Annotated in this window: 15 protein-coding genes; 8 read left to right on the top strand and 7 right to left on the bottom strand. The window is 71.4% G+C overall.

What is annotated here, in order from left to right; genetic code table 11:
• Positions 1 to 22 precede the first annotated feature (22 nt).
• The gene (locus tag AB0M02_RS26525) at positions 23 to 919 is read left to right on the top strand and encodes an ATP-binding cassette domain-containing protein (protein ID WP_364231195.1); all 897 of its coding nucleotides are present in this window, start codon (positions 23 to 25) and stop codon (positions 917 to 919) included.
• Positions 916 to 1,695: an ABC transporter permease gene (locus AB0M02_RS26520; protein WP_364231192.1), complete on the top strand. Its 780-nt coding sequence runs from the start codon at positions 916 to 918 to the stop codon at positions 1,693 to 1,695. Before AB0M02_RS26525 ends, AB0M02_RS26520 begins: the two co-directional genes overlap by 4 nt.
• A 133-nt stretch (positions 1,696 to 1,828) precedes the next feature.
• On the opposite strand, the gene AB0M02_RS26515 is transcribed toward AB0M02_RS26520, so the two are convergent.
• On the bottom strand, positions 1,829 to 2,464 hold the full coding sequence (locus AB0M02_RS26515; RefSeq protein ID WP_364231190.1) for a TetR/AcrR family transcriptional regulator: 636 nt from the start codon (positions 2,462 to 2,464) through the stop codon (positions 1,829 to 1,831).
• A gap of 65 nt (positions 2,465 to 2,529) precedes the next feature.
• Between AB0M02_RS26515 and AB0M02_RS26510 the strand changes: the two genes are divergently transcribed.
• On the top strand, positions 2,530 to 5,091 hold the full coding sequence (locus tag AB0M02_RS26510) for a family 78 glycoside hydrolase catalytic domain (RefSeq protein WP_364231188.1): 2,562 nt from the start codon (positions 2,530 to 2,532) through the stop codon (positions 5,089 to 5,091).
• Between the two features lie 51 nt (positions 5,092 to 5,142).
• Here the strand turns inward: AB0M02_RS26510 and AB0M02_RS26505 are convergent, their stop codons facing one another.
• Positions 5,143 to 5,547, bottom strand: a complete 405-nt coding sequence (locus AB0M02_RS26505) for a peptidase inhibitor family I36 protein (protein ID WP_364231186.1) — start codon at positions 5,545 to 5,547, stop codon at positions 5,143 to 5,145.
• On the bottom strand, positions 5,544 to 6,272 hold the full coding sequence (locus tag AB0M02_RS26500; protein ID WP_364231184.1) for a hypothetical protein: 729 nt from the start codon (positions 6,270 to 6,272) through the stop codon (positions 5,544 to 5,546). The genes AB0M02_RS26505 and AB0M02_RS26500 overlap by 4 nt, the downstream gene beginning before the upstream one ends.
• Positions 6,273 to 6,409: 137 nt before the next feature.
• On the opposite strand from AB0M02_RS26500, the gene AB0M02_RS26495 reads away from it, so the two are divergent.
• The gene (locus AB0M02_RS26495) at positions 6,410 to 9,937 is read left to right on the top strand and encodes a hypothetical protein (protein WP_364231182.1); all 3,528 of its coding nucleotides are present in this window, start codon (positions 6,410 to 6,412) and stop codon (positions 9,935 to 9,937) included.
• Here AB0M02_RS26495 and AB0M02_RS26490 read toward each other — a convergent pair whose 3' ends face one another.
• On the bottom strand, positions 9,938 to 10,300 hold the full coding sequence (locus AB0M02_RS26490) for a DoxX family protein (RefSeq protein WP_364231180.1): 363 nt from the start codon (positions 10,298 to 10,300) through the stop codon (positions 9,938 to 9,940).
• Between the two features lie 110 nt (positions 10,301 to 10,410).
• Here AB0M02_RS26490 and AB0M02_RS26485 point away from each other — a divergent pair, with 110 nt between their 5' ends.
• Together AB0M02_RS26485 and AB0M02_RS26480 are read left to right on the top strand one after the other, a co-directional pair.
• Positions 10,411 to 10,788 (top strand): helix-turn-helix domain-containing protein, encoded by a 378-nt coding sequence (locus tag AB0M02_RS26485; protein ID WP_364231177.1) that lies wholly within the window; start codon positions 10,411 to 10,413, stop codon positions 10,786 to 10,788.
• 78 nt (positions 10,789 to 10,866) lie between these two features.
• Complete coding sequence (locus tag AB0M02_RS26480; protein ID WP_364231638.1) at positions 10,867 to 11,070, top strand: DUF4241 domain-containing protein; 204 nt, start codon at positions 10,867 to 10,869, stop codon at positions 11,068 to 11,070.
• 322 nt (positions 11,071 to 11,392) lie between these two features.
• On the opposite strand, the gene AB0M02_RS26475 is transcribed toward AB0M02_RS26480, so the two are convergent.
• Positions 11,393 to 12,490: a hypothetical protein gene (locus AB0M02_RS26475; protein WP_364231176.1), complete on the bottom strand. Its 1,098-nt coding sequence runs from the start codon at positions 12,488 to 12,490 to the stop codon at positions 11,393 to 11,395.
• A gap of 45 nt (positions 12,491 to 12,535) precedes the next feature.
• Here AB0M02_RS26475 and AB0M02_RS26470 point away from each other — a divergent pair, with 45 nt between their 5' ends.
• Positions 12,536 to 13,402: an RNA polymerase sigma-70 factor gene (locus AB0M02_RS26470; protein ID WP_364231173.1), complete on the top strand. Its 867-nt coding sequence runs from the start codon at positions 12,536 to 12,538 to the stop codon at positions 13,400 to 13,402.
• A gap of 22 nt (positions 13,403 to 13,424) precedes the next feature.
• Complete coding sequence (locus AB0M02_RS26465) at positions 13,425 to 14,774, top strand: FAD-dependent oxidoreductase (protein ID WP_364231170.1); 1,350 nt, start codon at positions 13,425 to 13,427, stop codon at positions 14,772 to 14,774.
• Here AB0M02_RS26465 and AB0M02_RS26460 read toward each other — a convergent pair.
• The gene (locus AB0M02_RS26460; protein WP_364231168.1) at positions 14,745 to 15,380 is read right to left on the bottom strand and encodes a hypothetical protein; all 636 of its coding nucleotides are present in this window, start codon (positions 15,378 to 15,380) and stop codon (positions 14,745 to 14,747) included. The genes AB0M02_RS26465 and AB0M02_RS26460 overlap by 30 nt on opposite strands.
• Before the next feature lie 61 nt (positions 15,381 to 15,441).
• Positions 15,442 to 16,176, bottom strand: a complete 735-nt coding sequence (locus AB0M02_RS26455; protein ID WP_364231167.1) for an SDR family oxidoreductase — start codon at positions 16,174 to 16,176, stop codon at positions 15,442 to 15,444.
• Positions 16,177 to 16,237 lie beyond the last annotated feature (61 nt).

The following is a 16,237-nucleotide window of genomic DNA, read 5'->3' as shown; positions in this document are numbered from 1 at the left end:
ACGGAGTTAGGAGTGGTGAACCTTGCTGATCGCCGAGGGCCTGCGTAAGAGGTATGGGGACGTCGACGCGCTGGACGATTTCGAACTGAACGTTCCGGCTGGGGAGATCCATGGACTGCTCGGTCCGAACGGGGCCGGCAAGACGACCGCCGTTCGGGCAATGGCCACGCTCGTCCGCGTCGACGCCGGGCGGATCCTGATCAACGGCTTCGATGTACACAGGGAGGCGCGTTCGGTTCGGCGGCAGATCGGGCTCGTCGGGCAGCAGGCGGCGGTCGACGAGATCCTGAGCGGCCGGCAGAACCTGGTGATGTTCGGCCGGCTGTACGGGCTGGCCAAGAGCGCTGCGGCAACCCGGGCCGCCGAGCTGCTGGAGACCTTCGAGCTGACGGAGGCGGCGGACCGAACGGTCTCCGGTTACAGCGGGGGGATGCGCCGGCGGCTGGACATCGCCGCCGCCCTCATTCTCACCCCGGCCGTGCTCTTCCTGGACGAGCCCACCACCGGCCTCGACCCGCGCGCCCGCAACGAGGTCTGGGCGACCGTCCGGCAGGCGGCGGCGGGCGGGACGACGGTGCTGCTGACGACGCAGTACCTGGACGAGGCCGACCAGCTCGCCGCCCAGATCTCGGTGATGGACCACGGCCGGGTGATCGCCTCCGGCACGCCGTCGGAGCTGAAGCGGCAGATCGGCCGGGACCGGGTGACCGTCACCGTCGACCCCGCGTCGGCCGACGCCCTGGCCCGCCGGCTCCCGCCGGTCACCCGGGACGGCGGCACGCTGACCTTCGAGGCCGGCGTCAGCGAGGTCGTCCGCACCCTCGACGACCTCGAGATCACGGCCGACGACCTGGTTCTGCGCCGTCCCACCCTCGACGAGGTCTTCCTCACCCTGACCGCGAAGGAGACCGTCCGATGAGCACACTGCGCGCCGGCTGGATCATCACTCAACGGGAACTGGCCCACTGGGCGCGACAGCCCTGGGGGCCGGTCTTCAACCTGCTCTTCTCGATCATGCTGCTGCTGGTCTTCGGGTTCCTCTTCGGCGGGGCCATCATCGTGCCCGGCGGCGGCGACTACCTCGACTTCCTGCTGCCCGGCATGCTGGCGCTGAGCATGATGTTCGGGGTCGAGGGCACCGCGCTCAAGATGGCCGGGGACGCGCGCAAGGGCATCACCGACCGGTTCCGCTCGATGCCGATGGGCAGCGCCTCGGTGGCGCTCGGCCGGGTCGGTGCCGACATGGCCAACTCGGCGGTGGAGCTGCTGGTCCTCATCCTGGGCGGTCTGCTGATCGGCTGGCGGATCACCGGAGATCCCGGATCGGCGGCGCTCGCTGTCGTACTCCTGCTGCTCCTGCGCCTTGCCATGCTGTGGATCGGGATCTTCCTCGGCCTCAGCTTCCCCGGCGAGGGTGCGACCGCGGCGGTGCAGGTGCTGGTCTGGCCGATCGGCTTCCTGTCGACCGCGATCGTGTCGTCCGAGACGATGCCGGACTGGCTCGGCGCGATCGCCGCGTGGAACCCGCTGTCGGCGACGGCGACCGCGACACGCCAGCTCTTCGGCAATCCGACCGGGGTGACGGAGGGAGTGCTCGCGGACTGGGCGGTGTGGCTGGCGATCGGATGGCCGGTTCTGCTGATCGCCGTGTTCGTCCCGCTGTCGGCGCGGGCCTATCGCAACCTAAGCCGTTAGCGCCGGTTTCGGAATGGATGGCGGGGCTGCGGCGTGGCCCAGCTGCCGCCTGGCCGCACGTCGCGAACACCCGGATACAACCCCGGTATCCGGGCGCCCGCGCCGCACACCCAGACGACACCTGGACCTCGCCTCACTCCCGCCCCCATTCCGAAACCGGCGCTAGGTCCGGGGTCTCGCCGGAGGTGAGGATCGCCGGCGCCAGGCGTTCGAGGTGGCCGCGGATCAGGGCGGGCAGGTCGATCGTCCCGCCGGTGATCACCCACTGCAGCTGGAGGCCGTCCGCCACCGCGATGCACTCGCGGGCCACCGCCTCGTAGTCGACGTCCGCGCGGAGGTGGCCGCTCTCGACGCCGTGCCGGAAACTCGCGACGAGGGCGGCCACCACCCGTTCGTAGCGGTCGACGTAGAGGGAGTGTGCGGCGCTGGTGGGGTCGGCGGCTTCGGCGGAGACGAGCACGAACAGTTCGATCAGGCCTGGTTGGGCCGCGAACATGTGGGCCATCCGGACCATCTGCCGGAGTGGGTCGCCCTCTGTGGTGGCGGCCCACTCGTTGATGAGGTCGAAGCGGCGTTCGGCGACGGCGACGAGCAGGTGGGTCTTGGTCGGGAAGTGGTGGGTCAGTCCCGGACCGGTCAGTCCGACATCCCTGGCGATTCGGGCCATCGAGGTCCGGGAATAGCCCTGGGTGGCGAACTTGGCCGTCGCCACGTCCAGGATCTGCTCGCGGCGTGCCCGCCCGACCGCGTAGGTGCCTCGGCGCGTCATCGCCATAACGTAGCCGTGTCCCGAAAACCTTGTACAGAAGGTTTTCGCGTCCTACGGTGTGCGGCATGGATCTGCGCGTGGAGTACCTGGTGGAGCCGATCGGGCTGGGAGTGCGCAAACCCCGGTTGAGCTGGGGCTCTGCCGGGGACGTCGAGATCGAGGTCTGGAAGGCGGACGGGACGCGGGTTTGGCGGGCGTCGACCGGGGAGGCGTGGATCGAGTACGGCGGGGAGCGGCTGGAGTCGGATACCGCGTACCGGTGGCGGGTGGGGTCGCAGTTCTCGTCGTTCACGACCGGGCTCCTGGACGCCTCGGACTGGCGGGCGGCCTGGGTCCGGCCGGTGCAGGAGCCGGCGTTCGTGGAGCGGTGGACGCTGACGGACTGGATCACCGGGCAGCGCCCGGAGTTGCCGGTCACGTCGCGGTTGCGGCCGGTTCAGTTGCTGCGCCAGCGGTTCTCTGTGGAGGGTTCGGTGGTGCGGGGGCGGCTCTACGCGAGCGCTCACGGGATCTATCAGGCCTGGGTCAACGGGGTGGAGGCCGGGGATCAGGTTCTGGCGCCGGGGTTCGACAGCTATCAGGATCGGGTCTCGGTGCAGTGCTACGACGTGACCTCGTCGTTGCGGGGCGGGGCGAACGTTCTGGCGTTCGCCCTGGCTGACGGGTGGTTCGCCGGGCGGATCGGGGTGACCGGGTCCAGTGCCCAGTTCGGGGACTCGGTCAGTGCGATCTGGCAGCTTCATCTGGAGTACTCGGACGGGTCCACCGGGGTGGTCTGCTCCGGCGGGGATGTGGCCGGGTCGGTGGGCGGCTGGGTCTACGCGGACCTGTTCGTGGGGGAGTGTTACGACAGTCGCGCGGAGCCATCCGGATGGAAGAGTCACGATTTCTCGGACGCCGGCTGGGCGCCGGTGGGGTTGAGTGGCGAGGGGACGGCTGCGCTGCGGCCGTTCTCCGGGGAGCCGATCAGGCGGCTGGGGGAGATCCCGCCGCGGGCTGTCACCGGTGACGCGGAGTCGGGGTGGGTTGCCGACTTCGGTCAGGTTGTCGCCGGGCGTGTCCGGATCAGCGCGGTCATGGCGGCCGGGCAGACGGTCACTCTGGAGCACACCGAGACGCTCGACGGGGACGGGAACTGGTATACGAACATCGCGGGCATCAACAAGGAGCAGACGGACACCTATATCGCGTCGGGTCTTGCCGAGGGGGAGTCCTGGGAGCCGGCTTTCACGTTTCACGGCTTTCGTTACGTACGAATAAAGGGTGTTGACTCTCCGCCTGATGCCACGGCGATCGTGCTCGGGTCGGATCTCGCGTGGACCGGTGAGTTCCGCTGTGACGATGCTCGGCTGAATCGGCTCCATGAGAACGTCGTCTGGAGTCAGAAGGCCAATTTCCTGTCGATTCCCACGGACTGCCCGCAGCGGGAGCGGGCCGGCTGGACCGGGGACATTCTCGTCTTCGCGCCGGCGGCGACGAACAACGCTCAGGTCGTGCCGTTTCTCCGGCGGTGGCTCGACAACGTTCGCGCCGATCAGCTCGCCGACGGGCGCGTGCCGATCTATTCGCCGTATTCGCCCTGGGACGCTGAAGCGGCCACTCTGGGTACCGGGATCGGTGCTGTTGTCGCCTCGGCGGGGTGGGGGGACGCCATTGTTCATGTGCCCTGGGCGCTCTATGAGCGCACGGCCGACCATCGGGTGCTGGCGGAGAATTTCGACGCGATGCTGGCGTGGATCGCCTACCAGCGGACGCCGGAATACTCGGAGAGCCTCCACTTCGGTGACTGGCTCACGCCCAGCACGATCGAGGGGCGGCCGCTGCATGAGGCCATCGGTGTCGCGCCCGCTCTGACCGGGCCGCTGATCGCGCCGATGTTCCGGGCTCAGTCGCTCACGCTGGCGGCGCGGGCGGCCCGGGTTCTCGGGCGGCCCGAGGCTGCTGAACTGGAGTCCGAGGCCGGCCGGGTTCGCGCGGAATTCGCGGCATCGAGCGTCTCGGAGGACGGCCGGCTTCCGGTGGAGCTTCAGGGTCTCTACGTTCTCGCGCTGGCGTTCGATTTGATTCCGGCCCGGGCGCGATCTGCGGCGGCCGCGCGCCTCGCCGAACTGGTGGAATCGCGCGGGGGGCGACTTGACACGGGTTTTCTTTCGGTGCCCCATCTGCTGGATGTTTTGTGGGACACCGGGCGGCGTGATCTCGCTCGGCGGGTGCTCTGGCAGTCGGAGGCGCCGTCGTGGCTCTATCAGGTGGACAACGGAGCCACGTCGATCTGGGAGTCGTGGGACGCTGTCGGGCCGGATGGGCCCCGGCGCGAGCTGTCCCTCAATCATTACGCGTTCGGGTGTGTCGACGATTGGCTCTATCGGCGGGTTGCCGGGATTCGGGCTGCGGCTCCGGGCTACCGGGAGGTGGTGTTCGAGCCTGATTTCGAGGCGGGGGCCGGCGAGGTTCGGGCGCATGTGGGGACGCCGTTCGGGCGGGTGGGCGTCGGGTGGCGGCGGCGGGACGGAGAAGTGCGGGTCTGGGGAACCGTGCCGGAGGGAGTGGTGGCTCGGCTGGTGCTTCCCGGTGGGGAGATCTCACTTCCGGCGGGCGAGTTCGACCACCGGCGGCGCTACCCCTGACCGGCCCCCGTTTGACCCGTCAGGAGGCAGCGCCGCCGCCGGCAACTGCGATCAGCAGCCGTAGTACCAGCCGTGGGAGCCACCCCGATCGTTGGACGCCGGGCGGCTGGAGAAGCCGGTTCCGTAGCGCAGGCAGATTGTCGTCGCGCCGGTCTGGTAGTAGTCGTCATAGACACGGACATAGGTCGGGTCATCCCCGTTGAGGATGCCGTTGTTGAACCAGGACGAGTCGTCGTCGGCCACCGAGACGCTCGTGCCGGAGAAGTTGTCGTTGCCCCACCACCAGTCCGAGCCGGACGCGGTGTAGATGCCGCCGCTCCAGCCCGTGTTCCGCCACACGCAGAACGATGCGCGCGGGCAGCCGGCCGGGGCCGCCTGGGCCGGGCTGGTCGTCACCACGAGCCCGGCCGCTGTCAGCACCGTGGTGAGCGCCAGAGCCGTCGTCTTCCGAGTCATGCGTTGTCCTCCTGACGAGATTGCCGAGCGGTGGTGAGCAGACGGCGCGCGAGCCGGGCCGCCTGCTGTTCACGAACGGTCAGATCGGATAGCAGGGGCGCCAGCTCCGCGCGTACCTCCTGCTCCTTCTCCGCGGTGAGCCGGGCGATCGGCCCTCGATCGCAGCGGTTCGTGACCGCCCACCCCGCCCGGTCCAGGCAGGCGCGCACCTTGCGCTCCGCGGCGGCGAACGCGGGCTGGGCGATCACCCGGGCGTGGACGAGCGGGCCCAGGTTGTCGGCGGTCAAACGGCCACGGAGGTACGCCTGACGGTCGCCGAAGAGCGCGTGTTGCGCCTCGGCGTTGCACCCGTCGCGGCTCTGCTGGAGCCGGTCACCGCTGGGCAGCGTCACCGTGATCACCCCGGCCGCCGGATCGCCGTAGAGGGCCGTCGTGAAGGCAGGCGCCGACGACGAGGGCGGCTCCCGGGGCGGTGCGGAGGCAGTCGACGTGGACGGGCGGGCCAGCCGGGCACGCAGCGCCGCCGGGTCCAGTGGATAGCTGAAGCCCCGCGAGGTCATGCAGCGGGCGATCAGCGCCGCCTGCGCCACCTCGAGGACAGCGCCGTCGTCCGCCGTCGCAAGCCCGACAGTCGCCTCGGCGGGCAGGAGCGGTTCGGTGCCGCACCCGGTGAGGCACATCGCCAGGACTGCCGCAGTGACCAGCACCGGAGCGCCGCGAATCACCCGTACACCCCCAAGGTTTTGATCCGGAGCGCCGTGCGCGACGCCCGTTTCCCCTCCTTGGTCTACCGACTGGGCCGGGTTATCGTCCCGGTGAAGTCCATCGATCAATCAATCGCCGTACAACGCGAGAGGACCTGATGGGACGTCCGGAGCGGAAGGTCGACCCCGACGCCGGACCGTTGCAGCGCTTCGCGTGGGAACTGCGGCAACTGCGCCGCCAGGCCGGGCAACCGAGCTATCGCGCCCTCGCCTCGCGGGTCCACTACTCGGCCTCGATGCTCTCCGAGGCGGCCGCCGGGCTGGCGCTGCCGTCGCTCGCGGTGACCCTCGCCTACGTGCGTGGCTGCGGCGGCGACGCGCAGGAGTGGGAGCGCCGCTGGCGCAAGCTCTCCGCCGAGCTCGCCCCGCCGCCGGAGATCCCCGCGACGGGCGCCGAGTCGCCGCCCTATCCGGGACTGTCCGCGTTCCAGGTGTCCGACGCGGCGCACTTCTTCGGCCGCCGCGACCTGATCCGGGATCTGGTCGCGAAGCTGGACCCGGGCCCGTTCCTCGCGGTCTTCGGCGCCTCCGGCAGCGGGAAGTCGTCGCTGCTGCGGGCCGGTCTGCTGCCCGCTCTCGACGCCCCGGCGGTGCTGCTGACCCCGGGCGCCCAGCCGCTGGAGGAGCTGGCGGCGGCGCTCGCGGTCGGCTCTGCCGCGAGCCTGCACCGGGACCTGCTGGCGGGCGCGGGTGCGGCGCCCGTCGCGGTGCGGCAGGCGCTGGCGGCACGTGCGGGCGTGGATCGCCTGGTCGTCGTCGTCGACCAGTTCGAGGAGACGTTCACGCTCTGCCGCGACGAGCGGACCCGTGAGCGGTTCGTGGAGTGCCTGCTCGCGATCGTGGACGGGTGCCCGGAGCGGGCGTGGCTCGTGCTCGGTGTGCGGGCCGACTTCTACCCGCACTGCGCCCGCTACCCGGCGCTGGTCGCGGCGATGCGCGACCGGCAGGTGCTGGTCGGGCCGATGAACGACGCCGACCTGCGTGCCGCGATCACCGGGCCGGCCGAGCGGGACGGGTACGAGGTCGAGCCTGCCCTGGTCGAGGCCGTGATCGCGGACGCCGCCGGTCAGCCCGGCGCGCTGCCGCTGGTGTCGCACGCGCTGCTGGAGACGTGGCATCGCCGCCAGGGGTACGCGCTGACGCTGTCCGGGTATCGCGACGCGGGCGGCGTGACGGACGCGATCGCGCAGACGGCCGAGCGTGTCTACAGCGAGCTCGACCCGGAGAGCCAGGACACCGCGCGGGACGTGTTCCTGCGGCTGACCGCGCTCGGTGAGGGCACCGAGGACACGCGGCGGCGAGTGCCGTACGCCGAACTCACCGACAAGTCCCTCCTCGACCGGCTCTCCGCCGCCCGCCTGATCACCTGCGACGAGGACACGGTGACCGTCGCGCACGAGGCGCTGATCCGCCGCTGGCCCCGGCTGCGCGGCTGGCTCGCCACCGACCGGGAGATGCTGGTGCATCATCGGCGGCTCACCGAGGCGACAGCGGAGTGGCAGCGGCACGGGGCGGACTTCCTGTACCGGGGCACCCGCCTGGCGCCCTGGCAGGACCAGCCGGCCGACCGGCTCAACGAGGACGAGCGCGCCTTCCTGCTGGCCAGCCGTGAACTGGACGCCCGGGAGCAGAACGCCCGCCGCCGCCGTGCTCGTGCCCTGGTCGCGGCGCTGAGCGTGGTCGTCGTGGTGGTGACGACGCTCGGCACCGTCAGCGCGGTCCAGGCCCGGCGCGCGGCGGGCGAGCGGGATCTGGCCGTGTCCAACGAACTCGCGGCTCACGCTCGCGAGCAACTCGACCTGAAACCCGAGGTGGCCCTGGATCTGGCGCGGCAGGCGCTGGCGGTGCGGCGGACACCGGCGGCCGAGGCGGTGCTGCGGCAGGCGACGGTGGATTCCCGGGTACGGGAGGTTCTCCCGGCCGGGCACGGGCAGGTGTTCGGTGTCGCGTACAGCCGGGACGGGAAGCTGGTCGCCACGAGCGGTGACAACGGGACGGTACGGGTCTTCGCCGGCGCCGCACCCCCACGGGTGCTGAGCGGGCACACCGGTGAGGTGTGGAGTCCCGTTTTCAGCCCGGACGGCAGCCTGATCGCGGCCGGTGGCGTCGACGGGACCGTCACCGTGTGGGACCTGACGGCGGGCGGCGCGCCCCGGATCCTCGAGGGTCACGGCGACAGCGTGTGGACCGTGACGTTCAGCCCGGACGGCCGGCGCCTCGCCAGCAGCAGCGACGACGGCACGATCCGGGTCTGGTCGGTCGCGGACGGCGCGGTCGTGTCGGTGTTCCGCCCCGGCGACCGCCAGCTCGGGCTGGCCTTCAGCCCGGACGGTACGAGGCTCGCCGCCGGTGACGGCAGCGGTGTGGTGCGGATCTTCGCCGGGGGTGGGCCGCCGCGGGTCCTGCGCGGGCACCTGGACTCGGTGGAGAGCCTCGCGTTCAGCCCGGACGGCCGGTCGCTGGCCACCGGAAGCACCGACAGCACCGTCCGGGTCTGGCCGATGCCCGGCGGGGAGCCGATCGTGCTGCGCGGCCAGGGGAACAGCACCGTGGAGACGGTCGCGTTCAGCCCGGACGGTCACCGGGTGGCGGCGGGCGGCAGCGACGGCACGGTACGCGTCTTCGACGCCGGCGGCGACACGGACCCGCTGGTGCTGCCGGGCCACGACGGTCCGGTCTGGAGCGTGGCGTTCCGCCCGGACGGCCGGCAGCTGGCCAGTGGCAGCGGCGACGGATCCGTTCGCTTCTGGGACCCGGCCTATCCGGGGGATCCGGTGGTGTGGCGCGGCCACGAGGGTGCGGCGTGGAGCCTCGGTGCCGGCCGGGGAGTGTTCGTGACGGGCGGTCAGGACGGCACGGTGCGGGTGTGGTCCGAGAACAGTGCGGTGCTGCGGGGCCACAGCGGGGACATTCCGTCGGTCGCGCTGAGTCCCGACGGCAGCCGCGCCGCCAGCGCGGGCGTCGACAAGACGGTCCGCGTGTGGGACCTGGCCACCGGCCGGGCGACCGTGCTGCGCGGCCACTCCGCGGCGGTGCTGGGGGTGGCGTTCGTCCCCGGCGGGCGGGTCGTCAGCGCCGGCCAGGACGGCACGGTCCGCGTCTGGGATGTGGGCACCGGGCGGGCCACGGTTCTGAAGGGCCACGACGGCGCGGTCCGCTCGGTGGCGGCCTCCCCGGACGGTCAACGTCTGGCGAGCACCGGCCGCGACGGCACCGTACGCGTCTGGAACCTCACCACCGGCGCCGCGACCGTGCTCCGGGGTCACCAGGGTGGCCTGGTCTGGAAGGTCGCGTTCAGCCCCGACGGCCGCCACCTGGCCAGCGGCGGCCACGACGGCACCGTCCGGATCTGGGACGTGGAGTCCGGTGCCGCGGTGGCCGTGCTCCGCGGGCACCGCGGCGCTGTCTGGAACGTCGCCTACAGCCCCGACGGCCGGCTGCTGGCCAGCAGCGGTGACGACGGTGGCCTGCGCATCTGGCACACGACCGGCGACACCACCCCGGTGGTCCTGCACGGTTTCGGCAGCGCCGTCGAGGGTGTGGAGTTCGAGCCGGGCGGCACCCGCCTGGCCACGGTCCACACCGACGGGACTCTGCGCTCCTGGTCGTGTCCGGTCTGCGGGTAGCTACCGGCCGGTGGCGAGCCAGGCGGTGACGGCGGCGGCGACCAGCAGGGCGATGTTGAGGCCGATCAGGCGGGCCTCGTGGCGGGACAGGTGCACGACGATGCCACCCACCTGGATCAGGACCAGGCCGGTCGCCGCGGCGACGGCCAGCCACTCGGCGGTGCCGGTCAGCGGGGGCAGGATCAGGCCGGCGGCGCCGAGGACCTCGAGGACGCCGATGACGCGTACGAGTGGCATCGGGATCTGGTCGACCCAGCCCATCATCGGGCGAAGCCGCTCCTGGCTCTGCACCACCTTCCTGCCGCCGGCGTAGAGATAGAACACCGCGAGGAGCACGGCCAGGATCCAGTAGGCGAGCACCATGAAACACCCCTTCACCAGGATGGTTACCTGTCGTAAGTTGCCCCATCATGAGGCACTGTTGAGGGGCGTACAAAAGGCACACGCGTGTGCCTGAGGCACAGGGAGCTGTCATGGACTACGAGCACACCTGCATGATCCGCGGCGACGGCGGCCGGACGTTGCGGGCCGTCCTCGACCAGATCTGCAACAAGTGGACGCTGCTCGTGGTGGCCACCCTCGACCAGGGCACGCTGCGCTTCACCGACCTGCACCACCAGGTCCCCGGCATCTCCCAGCGCATGCTCACCCTGACGCTGCGCAACCTGGAACGCGACGGGCTAATCTCCCGCACGATCTACGCCGAGGTGCCGCCGCGCGTCGAGTACACACTCACCGCCATGGGCAAGAGCCTGATCGCACCTGCGCTGGCCCTGGCCGGCTGGGCCATCGAACACGTCCCGGCGATCGAGGCGAGCCGGGAGACGTACGGCAGGCGCAGCGCGCGTTGACGTCCTTTGCCAATGAACGTTTGGTCGGCGTGGTGACGGCGCCGAGTGGACAGATGGGGCTTCGACCGCTTGGACGAGGTGTATATCCCCGCTCAAGTTCCGCCTGCTCCGGCGCCCATCGACGCGATCACCGATGAGGCCACTGAAGCGAATGTGATCACTGTCAGCTCCGGGTGGGGCGACGGGGTCTGTCCCACCTTCGTCGGACGTGCCGCCGACGGTCATGTCACGACCTTCGTCCCGGACTTCATGGTGATCCCGGAGTTGGCTGCGAAGGTGTGATCCGCTGCCGCGGGGCGGTCAGGTGAAACAACGTCCGCGACAACCAGCGCAGATTCGGCGCCAACACCGGATCCATGACGCCGAGCCGGTGAAACGCCCAGCCAACTCCACCGCAAGCCCGAGCGGTCACCGCGAACGCCTGGGCGTCCTGGTCCGGGATCCGGTCGTCCAGGCGGATATCGACTACGACCCCGCCGCCGTCACCTCTCGGCCGAAGTCCAGCCGCATCGCGTGGTCGCGTTCCAGCCAGGACTCGAAACCCACGTGCCGGTCCGTGGTCGCCGACCACCATCAGCCCGGGAATGGCAAAGGACCGTAGACGTCAGCTCGCCAGGGCGCGGCACTCCTCGCGGTCGTAGGGGAGTCCGGCGTCGCGGAAGACCAGGCCGGCGGTGCCGTTCGTGGGGACCCAGAGGTCGGGGTTGGCGACGAGGGCGTTCAGGTAGTGCTTCTGCGCCGGTGAGAGTGCGTCGCCCGGACCGGCCGGGAAGAAGGCGTGCAGCAGCGGGCCCCAATCGTCGCGGACGGTGTGGACGCCGGCGATCGGCGCGATGGCCAGGGCGGCGGGCAGCAGGTCTGCGGGGTCGTCGACGCGGGCGATCGCCGCGTGGACGAGCGGGAAGCGCACGTGCATGGAGAACTGGGGCGGGCGGGTGGCGAACCAGCCCTCGATGGCGGACGGGTCGGCCAGGGCGGCCAGCAGCTCGGCGGTGGCGCGGGGGTCGTCGGCCAGTGCGGGGGCCAGGGCGGCGCAGGCGCGGACGCCCGGGTGGGGATCGTCCAGGAACGAGCCGGGCCGGAAGCCCAGCTCGCCCAGCGAGAGCACGAGGGCTGCCCGCTCGTCGGGGGCGGCGCCGGCGGCCAGGGTGGTCAGGCGGTCGGCGACGGCGGCCGCGTCGGCGGGGGAGAGGACGGAGCGGCAGGACTCGACGAGGTGGGCGGCGGCGCCGCGTACATCCTGGTCTTGATCGGAAAGGGACTCGGTGCCGGCGGCGAGCAACGCCGGCGTGACGTCCCGGCAGCCTTGAACGGCGCGTGCGTAGACCGCGTTGGCCAGAATCTCGTCGCCGTAGATCTCGGAGTCGTCGCCGGCCGCCTCGAGAGCGGCGTCGACGTCGAAACCGAGCGGCGGGGCGAGCTCGTCGAGATCGTCGTAGGCGTGGCCCGCCTCGGCGACCGCGGCGAGGAAGGTGAGCAGGTTGGCGCGCAGGCCGGGGTCGTCCGCCAGCCGGGGGTCGCTGATCAGGCCGGCCACCGTCAGCGCGGTCGGGCCGGTCGCCGTCCACGGGGTGCCCTGATGGATGATCGCCGACCACAGGTGCCGCTGTGCGGCCTCGCGGGCGGCCGGATCGGTGCCCGTCAGAGCCGCGAGGTGGCCCGGAGTGTCGTCGGCGGGCCCGTACGCGTGGAGGAGAGTCACGGGCAGAATCTAGTGGCAGGGTGCGACAACTTCCCGGGGGCGGCGATGGATCTGGAGACGGCGGCGGAGGTTTTCACGGCGCTGCGGCCGAGGCTGTTCGGTATCGCGTACCGGATGTTGAGCAGTGTCAGTGAGGCCGAGGACCTCGTGCAGGACGTGTGGCTGCGCTGGCAGACCACCGACCGGAGCGCGGTGCTGAACCCGGCGGCGTTCCTCGCGACGGCCACGACCCGGCTGGCGATCAACGCGCTGCAGTCGGCTCGGGTGCGGCGGGAGACGTACATCGGGCCGTGGCTGCCGGAGCCGGTGGACACGAGTGCGGATCCCTATCTGGGTGCCGAGCGCGGTGAGGCGCTGGAGTTCGCGGCGCTGATGCTGATGGAGAAGCTGACGCCGAACGAGCGGGCGGCGTACGTGTTGCGCGAGGCGTTCGACTACGGGTACGCCCAGATCGCCGACATCCTGCAGTCGACCGAACCGGCGGTACGGCAGCTGGTCAGCCGGGCGCGTAAGCACGTGACCGGGCAGCGGCGGGCGGCGGTCAGCCCGGACGCGCAGAAGGAGCTGCTGGTGACGTTCATCGCGGCGGCCCGCTCGGGTGAGATGGACGCGCTGGAGAAGCTGTTCGCCGGCAGTGTGGCGAGCGTCTCCGACGGCAACGGGGCGTACCAGGTGTCGCGGCATCCGGTGGTGGGCGTCACCAAGGTGGCGCGGTTCCTCGCGACCGTGTCGGACTGGTTCTGGAACGGTGCCGAGACCGCATTCGTGCAGGTCAACGGGCAGAGCGCGGTGGTGATCCGCCGGGGCGGCGAGACGTACGGCATCCTCACCGTCTCGGCCGTCGACGACGGTATCGACCAGGTGCTGTGGTTGCTCAACCCGGAGAAGAACGGGGCGGTGTCACAAAACTGAGGGCTGTCCGGTCATAACTGATGTGAAGACGATTCTGGTGGTGGGCGGCGGATACGCCGGTTTCTACACGGCCTGGAAGCTGGAGAAGAAGCTTCGGCGCGACGAGGCGCGGGTGATCGTTGTCGACCCGCGCCCGTACATGACCTACCAGCCCTTCCTGCCCGAGGTGGTGGCCGGTTCGGTCGAGGCGCGGCACGCGGCGGTGTCGCTGCGGCGTCATCTCAAGCGGACCAGGCTCGTCGCGGGCACGGTCGTCGCCGTCGATCACGCGCACCGGAGGGTGACCGTGCGTCCGGCCGACGGCCCGGAGTACGAGCTGGGTTACGACATCATCGTGGTCACCGCCGGTGCGGTGAGCCGCAAGCTGTCCGTGCCCGGTGTGGCGGAGTCCGCGATCGGGATGAAGCACGTCGAGGAGGCGGTGGCGATCCGGGACCGGATGCTGACGTCCTTCGACCGGGCGTCCGCGCTGGAGCCGGGCCCGCTGCGGCAGCGCCTGCTCACGGTCACGTTCGTGGGTGGCGGGTTCTCCGGCGTGGAGGGCTTCGGCGAGCTGCTGTCGCTGGCGACCGCGCTGATCCGCAAGTACCCCGAGCTGCGCCCGGAGGAGCTGCGGTTCCACCTGGTGGAGGCGCGCGACCGGATCCTGCCCGAGGTGACCGACGAACCCGGCCGCTGGGTGGTGCGCTCGCTGGAGAAGCGCGGTGCGCGCGTCCATCTGAACGCCACCCTGCTCTCGGCGCGCGACGGTCACGTCGTGCTCTCCACCGGCGAGGAGTTCGACTCCGAGCTGATCGTCTGGACCGTGGGCAACGCGGCCAACCCGATGGTGCGCGGCAACACCGACCTGCCGGTCAACGAGCGTGGCCTGGTGATGGTCCGGGCCGACCTGCGGGTCGGCACCGACGACGCACCGGTGCCGGACGCCTGGGCCGCCGGTGACGACGCCGCGGTCCCGGACCTGGCCGCCGGCCGTCCCGGCGCGGCGACCGTGCCCAACGCGCAGCACGCCGTACGCCAGGGCAAGCTGCTGGCCCGCAACCTGGTCGCCGACCTGCGCGGGCGCCGGACCAAGAGGTACCTGCACCACAGCCTCGGCACGGTCGCCACGCTGGGGCTGGGCCGCGGGATCTTCCAGTACCGCCGGCTCGTGATCAAGGGCGTGCTCGCGTGGCTGATGCACCGCGGCTACCACGTCCTGGCCGTGCCGACCTGGGAGCGCAAGGTGCGGGTCCTCGCGGTGTGGCTGACGGCGGCGCTGTACGGCCGGGACGTCGTCTCGCTCGCGGCCGTGCAGGATCCGCGGCACGCGTTCGTCACCGGCGACGAGCCGGTGCCCGTCTCAGCGGCGGCGGCGGGCCCGCGGGGGTAGCTGGACGCCGGTCAGGGTGCGCAGGGCCGCCGGGCCACGCGAGCGGGTCCTTGGCCGGCGCGCCTCGACCACCGGGGCAAGATCGACGGTGGGGTGGACGACGGCCTCGTCGGCGACGATCACGTCGGACGGTGTGAACGGCTCCACGAACGGCACCGCCAGCATCGTTTCCCCGGTCTCCTCCGGCGCCTTGGCGAAAACCCGCGCTGCGGCGAGATTGGCCACCCCGAACAGGGCGGCCAGTCCGGCAAGACCGGGCGAGCCGGCGGCCGACACCAGGGCGAGCACACCCGTCGCGGCCGCGGTGCCGACGGCGGCCGCGGTTCCGGTCCGCCGGATCGAATACCTCCCGCGTCCCGTGACCCGCATGACCGCGGCCGTGCACAGTGGCCCCAGCGCGCAGGCGACGAGCCACACCACGACCACGAGCCACAGCCGGCTCCAGCTCGCGATCTCGTCGCCGAACAGCCAGATCAGCGCCGGCACGCCGAGGATGGCGATCAGCAGGAACAGCACGGCGTCGACGGTGAGGACGATGGCCGCCACCGTGACGGCGTCGATCCGCCGTGCCGGGACGAATCCGTCCGCCTCGATCTCGACAGTCATCCGAAACCCCCGTGCTCCCCCAAGGTGACCTTGAGGGAGCACCGTACAACGGGCGCTCGGCTCAGCGCATCAACCACTCCCGGTACGACGTCGTCGCGAGGACGGCGCCGTCACCGGCGATGATCGCGTCACCCTTGACGGCGGCGAACATCCCGGCGCTGTCGTCGGTGATCACCGTCCGGCGGTCGCCCTGCGTGGCCAGCGTGACGCGGCCCAGGTCGTCGAGGGTGAAGACCTCGGGCCCGGCCACGTTGCGGATGCCCTGCAGGGGTGCGCCCGCGCTGACCTCGGCGACGGCCGCGGCGACGTCGGCGGCGGCCATCGGCTGGATCCTCGTGGCGGGCAGCCGGACGGTGTTCTCGTCCGAGGTCCAGGACAGGACCGCGCCGAAGAACTCGAAGAACTGGGTGGCGCGGACGATCGAGTACGGCACCGCGCCGGCCTCGAGGATCTGCTCCTGCAGCAGCTTGGCGCGGTAGTAGTCGAGGTCCGGCACCTGGTCCACGCCGACGATCGACAGGATGACCGCGTGGCCCACGCCGGCCGCGTGCGCCGCGGTCAGCAGGTTGTCCATGCTGACCCGGAAGAAGCCCGCGGAGGCCTCGTCGAAGGTCGGCGAGTTGGTCAGGTTCACCACGACGTCGGCGCCGGTCAGCGCCTCGGCCAGGCCCTTGCCGCTGAGCAGGTCCAGGCCGGTCGAGGGCGAGTGCGGCACGGCCTCGTGCCCGTTCTCCCGCAGGATCCGGACCACCTGCGAGCCGATCAGCCCGGTGCCGCCGATGACAGCGATCTTCATGGTCGTGCCCTTTCGTCATGTGCTTGTCAGCAGCTATGACCGGGCACCGGGCCGGTTTGTG

The sequence above is a fragment of the Actinoplanes sp. NPDC051861 genome (assembly GCF_040681145.1).
In the GTDB taxonomy this organism is placed as follows: Bacteria; Actinomycetota; Actinomycetes; order Mycobacteriales; family Micromonosporaceae; genus Actinoplanes.
Note: the sequence above shows the minus strand (reverse complement) of the source record. Positions and strands in the feature narration are given on the sequence as shown.

Excerpts from the sequence above, each read along its gene's own strand:
- AB0M02_RS26520 (WP_364231192.1), top strand. The coding sequence starts at position 916 with ATGAGCACACTGCGCGCCGGCTGGATCATCACTCAACGGGAACTGGCC.
- AB0M02_RS26490 (WP_364231180.1), bottom strand. The coding sequence starts at position 10,300 with ATGGTGCTCGCCTACTGGATCCTGGCCGTGCTCCTCGCGGTGTTCTAT.
- AB0M02_RS26460 (WP_364231168.1), bottom strand. The coding sequence starts at position 15,380 with ATGACTGTCGAGATCGAGGCGGACGGATTCGTCCCGGCACGGCGGATC.
- AB0M02_RS26515 (WP_364231190.1), bottom strand. The coding sequence starts at position 2,464 with ATGACGCGCCGAGGCACCTACGCGGTCGGGCGGGCACGCCGCGAGCAG.
- AB0M02_RS26455 (WP_364231167.1), bottom strand. The coding sequence starts at position 16,176 with ATGAAGATCGCTGTCATCGGCGGCACCGGGCTGATCGGCTCGCAGGTG.
- AB0M02_RS26485 (WP_364231177.1), top strand. The coding sequence starts at position 10,411 with ATGGACTACGAGCACACCTGCATGATCCGCGGCGACGGCGGCCGGACG.
- AB0M02_RS26495 (WP_364231182.1), top strand. The coding sequence starts at position 6,410 with ATGGGACGTCCGGAGCGGAAGGTCGACCCCGACGCCGGACCGTTGCAG.
- AB0M02_RS26510 (WP_364231188.1), top strand. The coding sequence starts at position 2,530 with ATGGATCTGCGCGTGGAGTACCTGGTGGAGCCGATCGGGCTGGGAGTG.
- AB0M02_RS26470 (WP_364231173.1), top strand. The coding sequence starts at position 12,536 with ATGGATCTGGAGACGGCGGCGGAGGTTTTCACGGCGCTGCGGCCGAGG.
- AB0M02_RS26505 (WP_364231186.1), bottom strand. The coding sequence starts at position 5,547 with ATGACTCGGAAGACGACGGCTCTGGCGCTCACCACGGTGCTGACAGCG.